Below are 12,853 nucleotides of genomic sequence, written 5' to 3'. Positions count from 1 at the left end.
GGCTTACATCACAGCAAGGCGACGGCACGATTCCATTAATAAGTTCGGACAGGGCCGCAACTTTGATTTGAACTCAGGCCGCCTCAGCTCGGCGCTCAGCAACTCGCCATGGGTCATTAGCTCGGGCCAGTGCAGCCATCGGTGGAGGGCTTACGCTGTTGCCGCACATGTGAACTTGCTGAGTCTTGGTGAATGGCTTGCCGTCGGCGCCGTGGCTGATGATGTAATCGGCGGGGAAGCCTTGAGCTTTGTACAGCTCGGCCGGTTGCAGCATGCGCAGACAGATGTCGACGATCACGTAGGGCGTGCCCTTGATCGTGACGGTCACCAGGCCCAGCCGATCCTTGGTGGTGATCGTTGGTGCAGGCTCACCGGCGCCGCTGACGTTCTCGGTGCCGTAGTAGCTGATCAGGAATGCCGCGACCCGCAGAGCACCGGCTTCAACCTCTGGCGAAAGCTGGAACTCAACTAGCGAGCTCTTGCCGCCGCCGCCTGCAGTGATGGTTGGTGCTGGCTCATCAACCGGCTGGCCGACGCTGGCGCCGAACTGACGCTCCATGAATGCAGTGACCAGTCCGTGGTGAGTGCCGCCGGCGCTGATGGTGTGCAACGGATCCGCTACGTCCCGGGCATCGCAATTGCCACGCAGGTGCACCAGGTTAGCGGTCACCAGCTGCTGCTGACTGCCGGAGTTGGTCACCGTGGTCATCGGGTCTTCAATGCTCTTGGCGTCGGTGGTATTGAAACCCCCATTCATCTGGGCCATGAACACCGTCGAGATGCCCATTGCATGGGCAGCACCGGCCGGGCGCTGATAGTTGCCACCGCTGGTGATGGTTGGCAGCGGCTCATCGAGCGCCTTGCCTTCATCAGCAAACCGGAACTTCACCAAGTGCGCAGCGGCAACGGCGTACTTTCCGCCGGAAGCCATGATGGTGCCGAGCGGCTCATGCTGGTCGGCAGTTCGGGGCGCGGAGCCTGGCTTGTCACCATTGCCCAGCTGAACAAGTGTTGCAGCTGAAAGTGTCAGTTCACCGCGGTTGGCGCAGGTCACCGTCGGCAATGGTGCGAGCGGGTCGTTGATCCGATCACTGCCCTGGTGCGTGGCTGGCGCGATGATGGGGCTGGCCATGGCGAACGATCCGCCGCGCGGCCAAGAGGTGACGGTGCGCAGCGGGTCGTGTGCTGACTGCACGCTTTCGCCGGACCAGTTCGCGATCGGCACGATGAACGGGTCAGCGGCATCGATGACGAACTTCTTCATGCCCTTGGCGATCCGCCGCAGTGTGGCCGGCGCCAGAGGCTTCGGCCGGTCGAAGATGCTTTTGCTCGGGATGCTCCAGTCGATGCATTCTGCGGCGGTGCGCCACTTCTTCTGGCCCTTCACGGGGTACTTGGCGTGCGTCGGTGCTGGCCAGACAATCGGCTCGCCGTCGCAACGGGCGATCATGAACAGGCGTTCGCGGCTGGTCGGCGCGCCGAAGTCACAGGCTTTGATCACGCGCCACTCGACGACGTAGCCCAAGTGCTGCAGCTCGGCGACAAAGGTTGCCCAGGTCTGCCCACGGCGTTTTGGGTCAGGTACCAGGAACTGCTGGTGAACCGGGACGACTTCGCCCAGATCTGCAACGCGGTTAATCATGCTTTTAGGTTTGGTCGGGTGCGGAATCAGGTCCAAAGTAACGACCCGCCCGGTCACCTTGCAGCGCTTGGCAATCAGCGGCCCCCACTGGAGGATCTGCTTCACGTTCTCAAGGCTGATGACGCGGGGCTTCTTCTTGCCAGCCCACTTCAGGCCGATCCATGACAGGTTCCGAATCTCCCGCTTACGTGGCTGACCGCCTGCTGCCTGGCTGTGATGCGTGCAGTCGGGCGACATATGAAACCAACCGACTGCCTTGCCGCCGCACTCAGTGTCCGGATCACCCTCGAACACGTCGGTGGTGTAATGCAGTGCGCCTGGGTGGTTGACGGTGTGCATGCTGATTGCTTGGGGGCTGTGGTTCTTGGCTACGTTTACAGCGCGACCAAGACCAATTTCCAGCCCGGTACCGGCGCCGCCGCCACCGCAGAAGAAATCGACAACGATCTCATCGTCCTGAGAGGTGAAGCCAAGTCCGTATTGGGTTTTGAAATCGAAGGGGTGTTTCTTCTGGTGTGCGGACATAGGGGATCCTCGCCGGTATAGTTCCGGAATCTACAGGGGAGTGGGTTATGAGCTGGGAAGTCGTTTCTTGCTGGATCGAGCATCACCCAGGACTTGCGTCGTGGGTTCAGGCTGTCGGGTCAATCGCCGCAATATTGGCGGCTATCTGGATAGCAAGCCGCGATTCAAGACTGAGAAGAAGAGCAGAGATTGAGGTCAAATCACATTCCATTGTTCGGGCGAAAACTGTTGTGGGCGATGCAGGCCGCCGCGTCTACTCAGCGATCGAAACGGTGAAGAAATTTATTGTCACTCCTGATCTGATGGGATCGATATCCGCTGACTTGAACCAAACTCAGCAGCACTTAAAAGAAGCTATGTCGAGTCCTGGAGTTGATTCGGAAATATATACTCTGATTTTTTTGGCCAGAACCGCGGTTGAGGAAGTTGCTCAGGTTATGCAGATGATAGAAAAGAAAATGGACCTCGAGAAGAGGTTGGTAGAACAAGCCGAAATCGCATTGAATCAAATTACCGCTGCATACGAATCATTAAAAATAATGAGTAGCCTTCTTAGAGTCAGCTCATCTTGAGTGTTCAGTGCGGAACTGGTGGAATGCTCACGCTGCCCGCTCGCAACTCTTTGCATTGCTATAGTTTATGGAGGTCGTTTGTGACAGAGTTGAAAGATCTAATTCCTATGGCCGGTCCTGTGATGGCCGCTTTAATCGCGGGATCCATATCGTTTGTTGTTACGGTTCTTGCCAAAGACCAGAAAACCTCAGAGTTTAGGCAATCGTGGATCGACTCTCTGCGTTCAGAAATTTGCGAGCTTGGGGCAAATTTGATTGCCATGAAAGATATTATGGAGTTGTTTGATCAATCAGATAAGCAAAAAAAACTCGATTATCTTATTGAGCGGCATGATGACTTTGTAAAAATGGAAAAATGCATGATGAGTATTCGTCTGCGTATTAATCCTGTGGAGTGTGTAGAGCTTGTTGCTGTACTAGATCGGATTCAGTCACAGTTAGATAAAGATGATATATCTGAAGAGCTGGTGAGTGAGTTCGTTAAAAAATCACAGAAGGTTTTAAAAAGTGAATGGGAGAGAGTTAAGCGCGGCGAATTATCTTTTAGGTTGTTGAAATGGGGTTCTTCAATTTTGGTCGTTTTGGCGTTAGTCGCTGTTGCGATACGCTTCACTTCGTATTTGCAGTGGCCCTAAAAATAACTAGGAAGTAGCACGTTTGATTTGCTCGGTAAGCTGAGATGGCAGGCCGCGCAATGTCAGCGTGCCGCCAGCTTCGTCGAACTCAACCTTTGAGCCCAGTAGGCCGTGTTCGAAGCTGATCGACATGCCCTCGCACCGGCCGGTGAAGCGCCGAAATTTGTTCAGGGTCTTCTTGTCCGGCGGCAGGGAAGCTGACAGCCCGTAGTCATTGTCGCGGATGAATTCGGCAAATGCCTTTGGCTGCTCATCGTCGAGCACCTCGGACAACTCGTCGAGGGTAAGCGGTTCGCTGAGCTTGGCTTGGGCCATCGCGTAGCTGACCAAGGTGTTGGTCTTCTCTCGGGCAGATTCCTCGCCGAGGTCTTCGCTTTCAACGAAGTCGCTGAACGCCTTGAGTAGGGTGCGGGTTTCGCCCGGGCCGTCGACGCCTTCCAGCGCGCCGATGAAGTCGCGGAAGTACTCGCCGACCTTGCGTCCCTGCTTACCCTTCAGATACGAGATGTACTGGCGCGATTGTGGGTTGTTCTGCCACTCGCTCAGATTAATTCGAGCCGCCAAGCGGATATGGTCTAAGTCGAGACGCTTGACCGTCATCAAGTGCAGCCCTTCGGTCATGGTGACCGCCTCCGTTTCCTGCATCGTAAGCGTCCGCCAAACACACCTTGTGTGATTAAACGGGCGCCCACCTGTGCGGCAACAGCTCGGTTATCTCACTCGCACGCTGCGTCGGCAGGCGTGTAAGAACATCCTTCAAGTAAGCATACGGATCATGTCCGTTGAGCCGCGCCGACTGGATCAAACTCATGATCGCCGCTGCACGTTTACCGCTGCGTAACGAGCCCGCGAACAGCCAGTTCGAGCGCCCAAGAGCCCACGGCCGGATTTGATTCTCGCACCAGTTATTATCGATGGGCACAGCACCGTCATCGAGATAGCGCGTCAGCGCTATCCAGCGTTTGAGGCTGTAATCCAGGGCCTTGGCGATGGCCGAACCCTCAGGCACAAGCTGTCTTTGGGCGGTCATCCAGGTATGAAGTGCGTCGGCGATTGGAGGTGCTTTTTCCTGCCGTATTCGCTGTCGATCACCCGGTTCCAGGTCGCGGACGTCTCGTTCAACTTCGTACAAGGCCGCGATGTAGTGCAGCGCTTTTTCGGCGATCTGGCTCTTGTTGGTCGCATGCAAGTCGAAGAACTTTCGGCGGGCATGGGCCATGCAGCCGATCTCCGTAACGCCCAGTTCAAAGCCTGCCTTGTAGCCGGCAAAGTCATCGCAGACCAGCTTGCCGTTCCAACTGCCCAGGAAGGCTCGGGCATGTTCGCCAGCGCGGCTTGGGCTGAAGTCGTAAACGACCGCCGCCAGGTCAGAGAACTGACTGGTGGCATAGGCCCAGACATAAGCGCGATGAGTTTTTTTAGCGCCAGGCGTCAGCATTTGTACCGGCGTCTCGTCGGCGTGAACGATGCCGTGCGTCAGCACGGCTTCGCGCAGCGCATCGACTAGTGGTTGGAGTTGCACGCCGCAGTTGCCCACCCACTGCGCCAAGGTCGAACGGGCGATGGGCAGCCCGGCGCGACCGAAGATTTTTTCCTGACGATACAGCGGCAAATGATCAGCGAACTTGGCCACCATGACATGGGCCAGCAGGCCTGCGGTCGGTATGCCTTTGTCGATGACGTGCGCAGGTACCGGCGCCTGGATTAGCGTTTCGCACTGCTCGCAGGCCCATTTCCCACGGATGTGACGCTCGACGGTGAACACGCCGGGCGTGTAGTCGAGTTTTTCACTGGCATCTTCGCCGATGCGCTTGAGAGCACAGCCGCACTGGCAATGGCTGTTGTCCGGCTCGTGATGGATCAGCGTGCGAGGAAATTGCGGCGGCAGCGCTGCGCGCTTAGGTTGCTGGCGCACTTTGGCTTCGACGGGTGTCGGTTGCAGCGCCTCAAGCTCGGCTTCGATAGCGGCAATATCAGTATCGATCAAATCGTCGAGCAAGCTGGCCTGATCTGGACTTAGTTGCTCGCTGCGTTTGGCAAACTTGAAGCGCTTGAGCAGCGCGATCTCGTGGGCCAGCTTCTCGTTGACCGACTTTTGATGATTGATCTGCTTGTCCATCGTCTCGACGCGCTGGATCAACTGCGCCGCCAAAGCACGCAGTTCTTCAGGGTTTAATTGATCGAGATTCGGATGCGAAGTCATGCCGCCGATTTTGCCAGAGTGGGCTATGGGCGGCGATAGACTGATGCGCCAATTGCGCTGGCAAGCAGGCCATGGCAGGCGAGTTAGAGCACCGTGATGGCTCCTCCGGAACCGACGCGTTGCCAAGGTAAGCCGAGCACCAAGGCTTGAAGTTGCTCTGCATCCAGCTCGACTTCAGAGCCGTGCCGCACGCCAGGCCAAAAGAAACGTCCTTGATTTAAGCGCCGGGCAGCAAGCCAAATCCCCAAGCCATCATGCACCAGCACTTTCATGCGATTGGCACGACGGTTGGCAAACAGATAAGCACAGTGCGGCTTCGCCGCACCGAACACCGCCACGACCCGCGCCAGCTCAGTTTCAGTGCCGGCGCGCATGTCCATGGGCTCGGTGGCGAGCCAGATGGAGTCGATGCGGATCATCGCAGCAGGTCTCGCAGGAAAGCAGAGCACGCCGCTGCATTTTCTGCCGGCCAACTCACCACGACTACGCCTTTTGAATGCGGCACTTCGATTCGGATCGTGGCAGGAAGGGCCTGATGCATCGGCAACGGCGGCGATGTCTTAACCGGGATGAAGGCGGTTTGAAGTGTCAGGCTTTTCTGCGCATGCACGCGTATCCATTTATGGACGAGGTTGGCGTTGAGGTTGTGGGTCAACGCGACATTGGCAATCGAGGTGTCAGGCTGCGCGCATTCGGCGATGACCTGGGCCTTGAAGGACTTTGAATAGGAACGGCGTTCTTGTGGCATAGGCGTCCGCTTAAAAAGGCTAAAAATGGTGTCCACTTAAATTTAGGTGGACACCATCGCCTCAAGCGACGGTGTCAGGAAGGTGTGTTGCCCGGACGGTTACCCTGCATCAGCGCGATGACAAGGTAATCGGTCAGACCTTGCCGGTAGTGACAGATGAGGGCGTGCCCGCCGGTAGTCAGGTTTGACTCTTCCATCAGTTTGGTCAGGTGTTCGACGGCGATGACACTGAATTTAAGGAAGTCGGAAACACCAGCCAGGTACTTGCCAAGCCAACCACTGAATGGGTACGCACCCGACTCCGCGTGAAAGAAACCCCAGCCCTTGCCTGCGGTGGCGTTGTAGCTTTCGTTGAACTGGCTCATCAAGTCGTCACGAGCTTGGCTCTCGACCTGCTCGGTGCCGCCGAGAAACAGAGCAGCCGGGCTGCCGTCTGGCTTCTTGTCGATTTTGTGAATTACGCTGTGGAGTACGGGCATTGCAGTTACCTCAGGTAGGCGCCGCCCTCCGTGACCGGATGCGACACAGTGGCAATTTGGGGTTATATGGTCTAAGAAGGTCTAGCACTGTCGAGCTACGACAAACTAAAAATAGGTGTTGATGAATGGATTTCGCTCAAGAACCAGATGTGTTTGTAAATTACTTGTCGAAAATTGGGCGTGATTACAATCACGCAAAGTCCAACTTTCTCGGTTACATCGATCACTGGAAGCTCCTGGCGGAGCGTAACTACGGCCATCTTGTGATAATTGAGCACCTACCAGATGAGCGTGGTTACAGCGGAACGATCCTCGGGAAACCGTTTGCCATCGAAATCACTCCAATTGCCGTAGAGGCGGAAGGCCGCGTTGAAGCGATTGTGACCGTACCGCACCTTGGCGGAGGTAAAACCGAAATTGGTCGATTTCGGATCAACCGCGACGGCGCACTAGCAGATGGTGACGCTCAAAATGGTGGGAGCCACGACGACTACATGAGCGTCAAAATCTTTATGGGAGTTTTAAAGCAAGTATTGGAATTCTCGGTTCGGGCTGGTCACTCTTCATGACTTAGCCTTGTTGCCTCACGGTTGAAGGCGATCTTTAGTTTCCGCGACACGTTTTCGGGTATCACTTATTCGTGTCGCGGCGGATCAAGCATCGGCAGGCACTTTTGAGGCCCCAACTCATGTATCCGGTAAATCATCAGCGTGATAGCCTCGCCCTGTTCCTCGATGCCGCTCCAGGCCATCAACTCAGCGAGTGCTTGGCGTGTTCCGGCCATACAATGCAGCCTGATTTCTTCCTCGCCGCGAGTCTTTCGCCTCGCCGCAGTCTTTGCCGATCGTTCTTTCTGTGCGGCTGCCATGGTTTACCTCTTCGATTCCGCTGGCCGAGATTTCGCGCCAGGTCTGTCGTTTGGGCTGCAACGCGGAACTGCCTCATGTCGCTACTTTGCCCGGATGCCTGGCGCGAAGCCAAGCGCGAGCAGTGTCGAGATCCACGTCGAAGCCCAGGGCGACAATCTCGACGATGTCTTCAACCGGCGGCGCGGTTGAAGTTACATCGTCTGATTCGGCAGAGACTGCTTTTTCGCTGATAGGAGTGCATTCGACTGTCTCTACCGCCATAGATGCAGCCGCGGGGGTGGCTGGAGCTGGTACGGTAGCTTGGGCTCGCAGACGCGCTAACTCTTCTTGGTCACGCTGATATTGCGCGTCGCGTTCGCGCTGCTGGCGCTGTTGCTCTTCCTGCTGCTCACGCTGATTGCGTTGCTGTGCTTCCATGTCGCGGCGCTGCTGGTCCAGCTCGTCTTGCTGTTGCTTCAAGCGCTTGCGATCTTCTTCGGCGCGCTGCTTGCGCAGTTCCTCGGCTTCAGCGTCTGCAATGCGTTGTTTCTCGCGTAGTTCGTCGAGTTCTTTCTGCTGGGCCAGTAGCTTGGCGGCAGCCTCTTCTCGTTCAACGGCAGACTTGTGCAGCGTTTCAAGCTGCTCAATAGCGCTGTCGCGAGCGATGGTGCCTTCAGCTTCAAACTCGGCATACTCTTCGGGCAGGATTACCGACACCTTGACGCCTTGCAGGACATTGGCGATATCGGCAGCGCTCCGGCTGGCATATGCAGCCGCGACAGAGATGAATCGGTTGATCTTTGCTCGAATGGTCTCAATACGCTCAGCCTCGATACGCTCGCGTTCGGCTTTTGCGTCAGCTACGCGCTTTTCCTCGGCCTTAATGGCTTCGTCGACAGGCGTTTCGATCGCCAGCACTCGATCCTTCAGCGCCTCGCCGAACTCCTTAACCTGGTTGACGCGAGCCTGGGCATCTTTGACTTTTTGTTGATAAGGAACGAGCGCCGTCTTGGTGGTTTGTGCCAGGGCATAGCGCACGTCGCGGATATCGGTGCGGACTTCCTTCGCATTCGCCAGACCTTCGCTGGTCGAGCAGTCAACAACCAACTTCGCGTAAGTGGTTTCCAGACGCACGATTTGTTCTTCGTGTGGCCGATATTCTGCGATGTCGGTGACGGCTACTGTTGGGGATACAGATTTTTGCGCATTGACGCTTTCACTTGCTTCGAGCGTTTCTTGGGCGTGTGTTTTCTTAGTATTTGCGGGCATGACAATTCCTCGCCGCGCGGTGCGCAGCGTTTGTAGGTGTGGGTTATTGAGTTACGCGGTCAGCGAGGGCGCTGAGCAACATCAGGAAGGCGACGAGGGCGAGCACAGGAAGGGACCCACGCCAGATCAGCAGGCGCCGGGCGCGCTGCCGGCTGTTCATTGGAGAAACCTCTGAGCGACTTGCGGGAGCTGACAGACGCCAGATGCTTCACGCTTGATGTTGTAAGCCAGCATCAAAAGGAGCAGGCCAGCGGCGAGTAGCCAAAATACTGGCTTCATGGCCGAATCCTGACTGCGATCCGGCCGCCCTTCATGGTGGCCGCCAAGCGCTTCGGGAGGCTCGCAACTGCACGTCCGCGCGGCTGACCAATCACTTCGTTAAACGGAAGACCGAAGCCAAGCATGACCAGCTTCGATTCGATCTCATCAAGCTGATCTTCGATCAGAGATTTAACTGGTGGCGTCGTCATGCTGCGGCTCCCTGTTTGTTTGAATTGTTGTAAGAGGCGTAAATCTGGTCGATCCGCGCCCGGTAAGGGACCCACCTGCTGCCTTCTATTCATGAACCAATTCTTGCCCACCCTCTGCCTGGGCTCCACGGAAACAAAATTGAGGTTTTACGAATGGAAGATTTTCTGAGGACCTGTCAGAGCACTGTTCTTGATAACGAGGCAAAGGTCTTGGCGTCGAAGATGGGTGTCCCTCACGTCGGCTTGCTCCAGCGCGCCAACCCTGACAACGAAGCTCATCACCTGACCATTGAGCATCTGTTCGGGATCTTGCTTCACACCGAAGACATGCGGCCTCTTGCAGCGCTTGCAGACGCTTTCGGCTTCGATTTGGTCGCGAGAAATGCTCCAAAACCGCAGGAGCTCACCAAATCCATGATTGGTGTCGGCAAAGAATTCGCCGACCTGACCATCGCAGTGCACGAAGCGCTGCAAGACGGCAGGGTGTGTCAGTTCGACAAATCAACGATTCGCCGTGAGATCAGCCACATCCGGGAAAGCCTGGACGTGATGGATGAGTCGGTGAAGGTCGCCTGAAGATTTCGCATGCGAAATGTTTTGGCTTGCGTGAGCCGAGAAGGATTTCAGCCGTTCTTTGAGATGTGGAGCACTGCCTATCCACTATTAGGAATAGCTAACAGAAACCCCGGGCACAAAAAAGCCGACGGTCGAGGTCGGCTAATTCATTGAAACTTTGTGAGATCGACTATGCAGAGCCAACCAACTTCAAGCAATACCCTGAATCAGGTCGCGACACAATTTGTTAATTCTGAAAACGTGTCGCGGACCACGATGTGCTCCCGCGAGATCGCCAACGTCAGCGGTAAACGCCACTACAACGCGAAGCGCGATATCGTTTCAATGCTCAAAGACCTGAAAGTAGATGTACTCAGTTTTGAGGACATCTACATCGATGGCCGCAACAGGGAACAGATGCAGTACCTGCTCGATCGCGAGCACACCGATTGCCTGCTAACCGGCTAGACAAAGTAAACTCGACGTAATAGCGTTGTGCCTTAACTTTTCAGCTGTGAGCGAAGTATATGGATATGCGCGGCATTGTTACGTCGGTTGGCATGGTGGCTTTCTTTTCAGCTGCTGCGTATGCAGACACCGATGTAAAAAAAGAGATCATTGACCGGTGCAAGGCACAGATGGGGACTTATGGATCTGCAATGGTGAAGGCTTGCGTTGATCAAGATATTGAAGCCGTAGCCGGCATCAAGCAAATCCCCGAACAGTACAAGCCGACAATAGCGCGTTGCATGAAGCAAATGCGTCAATACGGTTTCTCCATGGTGAAAGCTTGTGCCGATCAAGATATTGAGGCGGAGAAAGCCCTCAACGAATACTGAGCGAGAAAATGTGTGATTCCTTGAATAGACGACTAATAGTATTGGGAAATCAAACTCGCCGTCGATAGCCCGCCATTGAGCGGGTTTTTCCTATCAGATTCCTGTCTGTGGAGTTCATCGTGTTTTCCAAACACTCACGCCAGTCCGGCAGCTTTGCACTAAGCCTTGCCGAATTCGCGGCCCAGACCACGGAAGCCATCGACGTCAGTCTGCGCGAGATCATTATCGAAGTCGGCAGTAGCGTCATTCGCATGTCACCAGTGGGCAACCCCGAGATTTGGGCGCAGAACGCGGTAGCCAACCAGTACAACAAAGCTGTGGACGACCACAACAGCGATTTGCGTAACGATCCGGCGAACCTGACGAAGGCTGGGCGGCTAAAGCCGGGACGCAAGTTGAAAGATGGTATGGACATCGTCGCCCCTGAAGGTTACGTGGGTGGCCGGTTCAGGGCGAATTGGCATCTATCAATCGATATCGTCGAAAACGTTACTTTCGATGAGGTAGACCCGAGTGGGAACGAGACAATTGCAGCACTGGTTTCGGCCGTAAGCGACTTCACTGCCGGCCAGACTGCCTACCTCATCAACAACCTGCCTTACGCCATTCCACTTGAGTTCGGTCATTCGACCCAGGCACCGGGTGGCATGGTCCGCATCACCGTCGCGCGCTTCCAGCAGATAGTCGATGAAGCCATCAGGAACAACCAGGTATGAGCCACAACATCATCGCTTCGATCTACGAAGCCAGGTTGATCAACTGGGCAAAAGCTCTGCCGGTACCGCTCAAGGTCGTCGTCGAGAACGAAGCCTATAAGCCATCTGACGGCGAGACATATCTGAAGGCTTTCACGCTGCCAGCAGGCACAGCAAGCAACACGCTCGGCGGTGATCACAAACTATACACCGGCGTGTTTCAGGTCAGCATCGTGACGCCTTCGGGCAAGTACCGCGGCGCGGCTGGCGCATTGGCTGATCAGATCGCCGCCTTGTTCCCGCTGTACGAGCGCAACACGAAGGGCGCACTGACCGTGGTAACGATGACACCAGTCGATCCTGGCCCCGGCATTGCGGACGACACCACCTTCATCGTGCCTGTGTCGTTTCTGTACCGCGCCGACTCGAACTAACCCGCCCGTTGGGCAAACTCAGAACCCGCCATTGAGCGGGTTTTGTCATTTCTGCAAAGAGGAAAACCTATGAGCGTCAAGATTCCCAACGGCACCACGTTCGAGATCGCGGCCACGTTGAGCCTTGCGAAACTCTTCACTGCCATCAGCAACGCCAAACCGGCGGTGCTCACTGCGGCCGCGCATGGCCTGCAGTCGTAAAAGCGTACAGCGAGGCCTTCGGCAAAGCTCGCTTGGGAAACTGACCGCCGCTGCCCGCGCGCTTTACGAGTCTGACGGCGACGCCGAACAGATGGCCTTGTTCGGATTCTCGCCAGAGGACTATGACGAAACCTTCGAAGTCTGGCCGGACAACTGGAAGGCGTTCCTCGTCATGGATTCGATGGGGACGCAGTGGCGCACTGGCGCATGCGGCGCAACTGGACTCGATTACGGTGTCCTGCCCGATGTGATGAAGCTCGTCGGGGTCCCGGTGAAAGATCGCCCGGGCATGTTTCAGGACATCCGCATCATGGAGTCTGAGGCCATCGCATCGATGGCCGAATCGAGACAGCGGATAGGAACCTAAAGCCCCAAGCCTTCAGTGAGGATGCGACCGTTTATTTGGAGGTAAATCATTTCTTTCAACTCTGGTTCTTTCGAAAGCTCTTCTGCGATCGCCAAGCAACGCTCCTTTTGAGAAACAGCAGGATCGAGCTCAGGCCTCAATTCTCCGTTTGGCTGATGAAGCTGCTCGGAGATTAATTGGCTGTCCACGGCCGTTCCTTTCAAGCCGAAAAACAAATCGTGCATGTTCTTTGAGGCAGGCCCATAGAGGCTTGAAAGAATTCTTTCCGCGCGTTCTTCGTTAGTCATAAAAACCATAAAAATCAGTTGGGTAAGCTTACTTTTTACTTGGCGATTTACGACTGGTCAATACAAAAAGCGTTGTGCCATCTG

The 12,853-nt window shown here is 55.7% G+C and carries 17 protein-coding genes and 3 pseudogenes; 10 read left to right on the top strand and 10 right to left on the bottom strand.

Annotated elements, in window-relative coordinates:
- Window positions 1–73: 73 nt before the first annotated feature.
- The gene (locus GBC55_RS06900; protein WP_162436536.1) at window positions 74–2,167 is read right to left on the bottom strand and encodes a DNA cytosine methyltransferase; all 2,094 of its coding nucleotides are present in this window, start codon (window positions 2,165–2,167) and stop codon (window positions 74–76) included.
- A gap of 47 nt (window positions 2,168–2,214) precedes the next feature.
- On the opposite strand from GBC55_RS06900, the gene GBC55_RS06895 reads away from it, so the two are divergent.
- Both GBC55_RS06895 and GBC55_RS06890 read left to right on the top strand, forming a co-directional pair.
- The gene (locus tag GBC55_RS06895; protein ID WP_162436535.1) at window positions 2,215–2,739 is read left to right on the top strand and encodes a hypothetical protein; all 525 of its coding nucleotides are present in this window, start codon (window positions 2,215–2,217) and stop codon (window positions 2,737–2,739) included.
- An 80-nt stretch (window positions 2,740–2,819) separates the two neighbouring features.
- The gene (locus GBC55_RS06890; RefSeq protein WP_162436534.1) at window positions 2,820–3,374 is read left to right on the top strand and encodes a hypothetical protein; all 555 of its coding nucleotides are present in this window, start codon (window positions 2,820–2,822) and stop codon (window positions 3,372–3,374) included.
- A 6-nt stretch (window positions 3,375–3,380) separates the two neighbouring features.
- Here GBC55_RS06890 and GBC55_RS06885 read toward each other — a convergent pair.
- From GBC55_RS06885 to GBC55_RS06865, 5 genes and pseudogenes are all read right to left on the bottom strand, one after another.
- Window positions 3,381–4,010 (bottom strand): annotated as a pseudogene (locus tag GBC55_RS06885) (nucleoid-associated protein); the annotation flags it as partial.
- A gap of 40 nt (window positions 4,011–4,050) precedes the next feature.
- Window positions 4,051–5,577: an IS66 family transposase gene (locus GBC55_RS06880; RefSeq protein WP_162436532.1), complete on the bottom strand. Its 1,527-nt coding sequence runs from the start codon at window positions 5,575–5,577 to the stop codon at window positions 4,051–4,053.
- 83 nt (window positions 5,578–5,660) lie between these two features.
- Window positions 5,661–5,996, bottom strand: a complete 336-nt coding sequence (gene tnpB / locus GBC55_RS06875; RefSeq protein ID WP_162436531.1) for an IS66 family insertion sequence element accessory protein TnpB — start codon at window positions 5,994–5,996, stop codon at window positions 5,661–5,663.
- Window positions 5,993–6,325, bottom strand: a complete 333-nt coding sequence (locus GBC55_RS06870; RefSeq protein WP_223441328.1) for a transposase — start codon at window positions 6,323–6,325, stop codon at window positions 5,993–5,995. Before GBC55_RS06870 ends, tnpB begins: the two co-directional genes overlap by 4 nt.
- A 107-nt stretch (window positions 6,326–6,432) precedes the next feature.
- Window positions 6,433–6,804: pseudogene (locus GBC55_RS06865) on the bottom strand (nucleoid-associated protein); the annotation flags it as partial.
- Window positions 6,805–6,929: 125 nt separating this feature from the next.
- Here GBC55_RS06865 and GBC55_RS06860 point away from each other — a divergent pair.
- Window positions 6,930–7,373, top strand: a complete 444-nt coding sequence (locus GBC55_RS06860; protein ID WP_162436530.1) for a hypothetical protein — start codon at window positions 6,930–6,932, stop codon at window positions 7,371–7,373.
- 65 nt (window positions 7,374–7,438) lie between these two features.
- Here the strand turns inward: GBC55_RS06860 and GBC55_RS06855 are convergent, their stop codons facing one another.
- The 3 genes from GBC55_RS06855 to GBC55_RS06845 all read right to left on the bottom strand — a co-directional run bounded on the left by GBC55_RS06855 (window position 7,439) and on the right by GBC55_RS06845 (window position 9,391).
- Window positions 7,439–7,672 (bottom strand): hypothetical protein, encoded by a 234-nt coding sequence (locus tag GBC55_RS06855; protein WP_348650975.1) that lies wholly within the window; start codon window positions 7,670–7,672, stop codon window positions 7,439–7,441.
- Window positions 7,673–7,745: 73 nt separating this feature from the next.
- Window positions 7,746–8,921, bottom strand: a complete 1,176-nt coding sequence (locus GBC55_RS06850; protein WP_162436529.1) for a hypothetical protein — start codon at window positions 8,919–8,921, stop codon at window positions 7,746–7,748.
- A gap of 275 nt (window positions 8,922–9,196) precedes the next feature.
- Window positions 9,197–9,391 carry a hypothetical protein gene (locus tag GBC55_RS06845; RefSeq protein WP_162436528.1) on the bottom strand — a complete coding sequence of 65 codons (195 nt, stop codon included), beginning with the start codon at window positions 9,389–9,391 and terminating at the stop codon, window positions 9,197–9,199.
- A 153-nt stretch (window positions 9,392–9,544) separates the two neighbouring features.
- Here GBC55_RS06845 and GBC55_RS06840 point away from each other — a divergent pair, with 153 nt between their 5' ends.
- The 7 genes and pseudogenes from GBC55_RS06840 (at window position 9,545) to GBC55_RS06815 (ending at window position 12,482) form a co-directional block, all read left to right on the top strand.
- Window positions 9,545–9,967 carry a phage regulatory CII family protein gene (locus tag GBC55_RS06840; protein ID WP_162436527.1) on the top strand — a complete coding sequence of 141 codons (423 nt, stop codon included), beginning with the start codon at window positions 9,545–9,547 and terminating at the stop codon, window positions 9,965–9,967.
- A gap of 255 nt (window positions 9,968–10,222) precedes the next feature.
- A pseudogene (locus tag GBC55_RS06835) lies at window positions 10,223–10,411 on the top strand (Rha family transcriptional regulator); the annotation flags it as partial.
- Between the two features lie 62 nt (window positions 10,412–10,473).
- Window positions 10,474–10,785, top strand: coding sequence for a hypothetical protein (locus GBC55_RS06830; RefSeq protein ID WP_162436526.1), 312 nt, complete (start codon window positions 10,474–10,476; stop codon window positions 10,783–10,785).
- 119 nt (window positions 10,786–10,904) lie between these two features.
- Complete coding sequence (locus GBC55_RS06825) at window positions 10,905–11,501, top strand: hypothetical protein (protein WP_162436525.1); 597 nt, start codon at window positions 10,905–10,907, stop codon at window positions 11,499–11,501.
- Entirely contained in the window at window positions 11,498–11,914 is a 417-nt protein-coding gene (locus tag GBC55_RS06820; protein ID WP_162436524.1) for a phage tail terminator-like protein, read from the top strand. The genes GBC55_RS06825 and GBC55_RS06820 overlap by 4 nt, the downstream gene beginning before the upstream one ends.
- A gap of 69 nt (window positions 11,915–11,983) precedes the next feature.
- Entirely contained in the window at window positions 11,984–12,115 is a 132-nt protein-coding gene (locus tag GBC55_RS29790; RefSeq protein WP_281508180.1) for a hypothetical protein, read from the top strand.
- A complete protein-coding gene (locus GBC55_RS06815; RefSeq protein WP_348650974.1) occupies window positions 12,099–12,482 on the top strand; it encodes a DUF1799 domain-containing protein in 384 nt (127 codons plus the stop codon). Before GBC55_RS29790 ends, GBC55_RS06815 begins: the two co-directional genes overlap by 17 nt.
- Here the strand turns inward: GBC55_RS06815 and GBC55_RS06810 are convergent.
- Window positions 12,479–12,769 carry a hypothetical protein gene (locus GBC55_RS06810; protein WP_162436523.1) on the bottom strand — a complete coding sequence of 97 codons (291 nt, stop codon included), beginning with the start codon at window positions 12,767–12,769 and terminating at the stop codon, window positions 12,479–12,481. The genes GBC55_RS06815 and GBC55_RS06810 overlap by 4 nt on opposite strands.
- Between the last annotated feature and the right edge of the window lie 84 nt (window positions 12,770–12,853).

Source organism: Pseudomonas sp. TNT3 (assembly GCF_010095445.2).
In the GTDB taxonomy this organism is placed as follows: Bacteria; Pseudomonadota; Gammaproteobacteria; order Pseudomonadales; family Pseudomonadaceae; genus Aquipseudomonas.
This window is presented reverse-complemented; position numbering and strand designations above follow the sequence as displayed.

What these genes read in the sequence shown, in the direction of transcription:
- GBC55_RS06870 (WP_223441328.1), bottom strand. Translation starts at nt 6,325, where the DNA reads ATGCCACAAGAACGCCGTTCCTATTCAAAGTCCTTCAAGGCCCAGGTC.
- GBC55_RS06855 (WP_348650975.1), bottom strand. Translation starts at nt 7,672, where the DNA reads ATGGCAGCCGCACAGAAAGAACGATCGGCAAAGACTGCGGCGAGGCGA.
- GBC55_RS06830 (WP_162436526.1), top strand. Translation starts at nt 10,474, where the DNA reads ATGGATATGCGCGGCATTGTTACGTCGGTTGGCATGGTGGCTTTCTTT.
- GBC55_RS06840 (WP_162436527.1), top strand. Translation starts at nt 9,545, where the DNA reads ATGGAAGATTTTCTGAGGACCTGTCAGAGCACTGTTCTTGATAACGAG.
- GBC55_RS06860 (WP_162436530.1), top strand. Translation starts at nt 6,930, where the DNA reads ATGGATTTCGCTCAAGAACCAGATGTGTTTGTAAATTACTTGTCGAAA.
- GBC55_RS06820 (WP_162436524.1), top strand. Translation starts at nt 11,498, where the DNA reads ATGAGCCACAACATCATCGCTTCGATCTACGAAGCCAGGTTGATCAAC.
- tnpB (WP_162436531.1), bottom strand. Translation starts at nt 5,996, where the DNA reads ATGATCCGCATCGACTCCATCTGGCTCGCCACCGAGCCCATGGACATG.
- GBC55_RS06900 (WP_162436536.1), bottom strand. Translation starts at nt 2,167, where the DNA reads ATGTCCGCACACCAGAAGAAACACCCCTTCGATTTCAAAACCCAATAC.
- GBC55_RS06850 (WP_162436529.1), bottom strand. Translation starts at nt 8,921, where the DNA reads ATGCCCGCAAATACTAAGAAAACACACGCCCAAGAAACGCTCGAAGCA.
- GBC55_RS06810 (WP_162436523.1), bottom strand. Translation starts at nt 12,769, where the DNA reads ATGACTAACGAAGAACGCGCGGAAAGAATTCTTTCAAGCCTCTATGGG.
- GBC55_RS06895 (WP_162436535.1), top strand. Translation starts at nt 2,215, where the DNA reads ATGAGCTGGGAAGTCGTTTCTTGCTGGATCGAGCATCACCCAGGACTT.
- GBC55_RS06880 (WP_162436532.1), bottom strand. Translation starts at nt 5,577, where the DNA reads ATGACTTCGCATCCGAATCTCGATCAATTAAACCCTGAAGAACTGCGT.
- GBC55_RS06815 (WP_348650974.1), top strand. Translation starts at nt 12,099, where the DNA reads ATGGCCTGCAGTCGTAAAAGCGTACAGCGAGGCCTTCGGCAAAGCTCG.
- GBC55_RS29790 (WP_281508180.1), top strand. Translation starts at nt 11,984, where the DNA reads ATGAGCGTCAAGATTCCCAACGGCACCACGTTCGAGATCGCGGCCACG.
- GBC55_RS06845 (WP_162436528.1), bottom strand. Translation starts at nt 9,391, where the DNA reads ATGACGACGCCACCAGTTAAATCTCTGATCGAAGATCAGCTTGATGAG.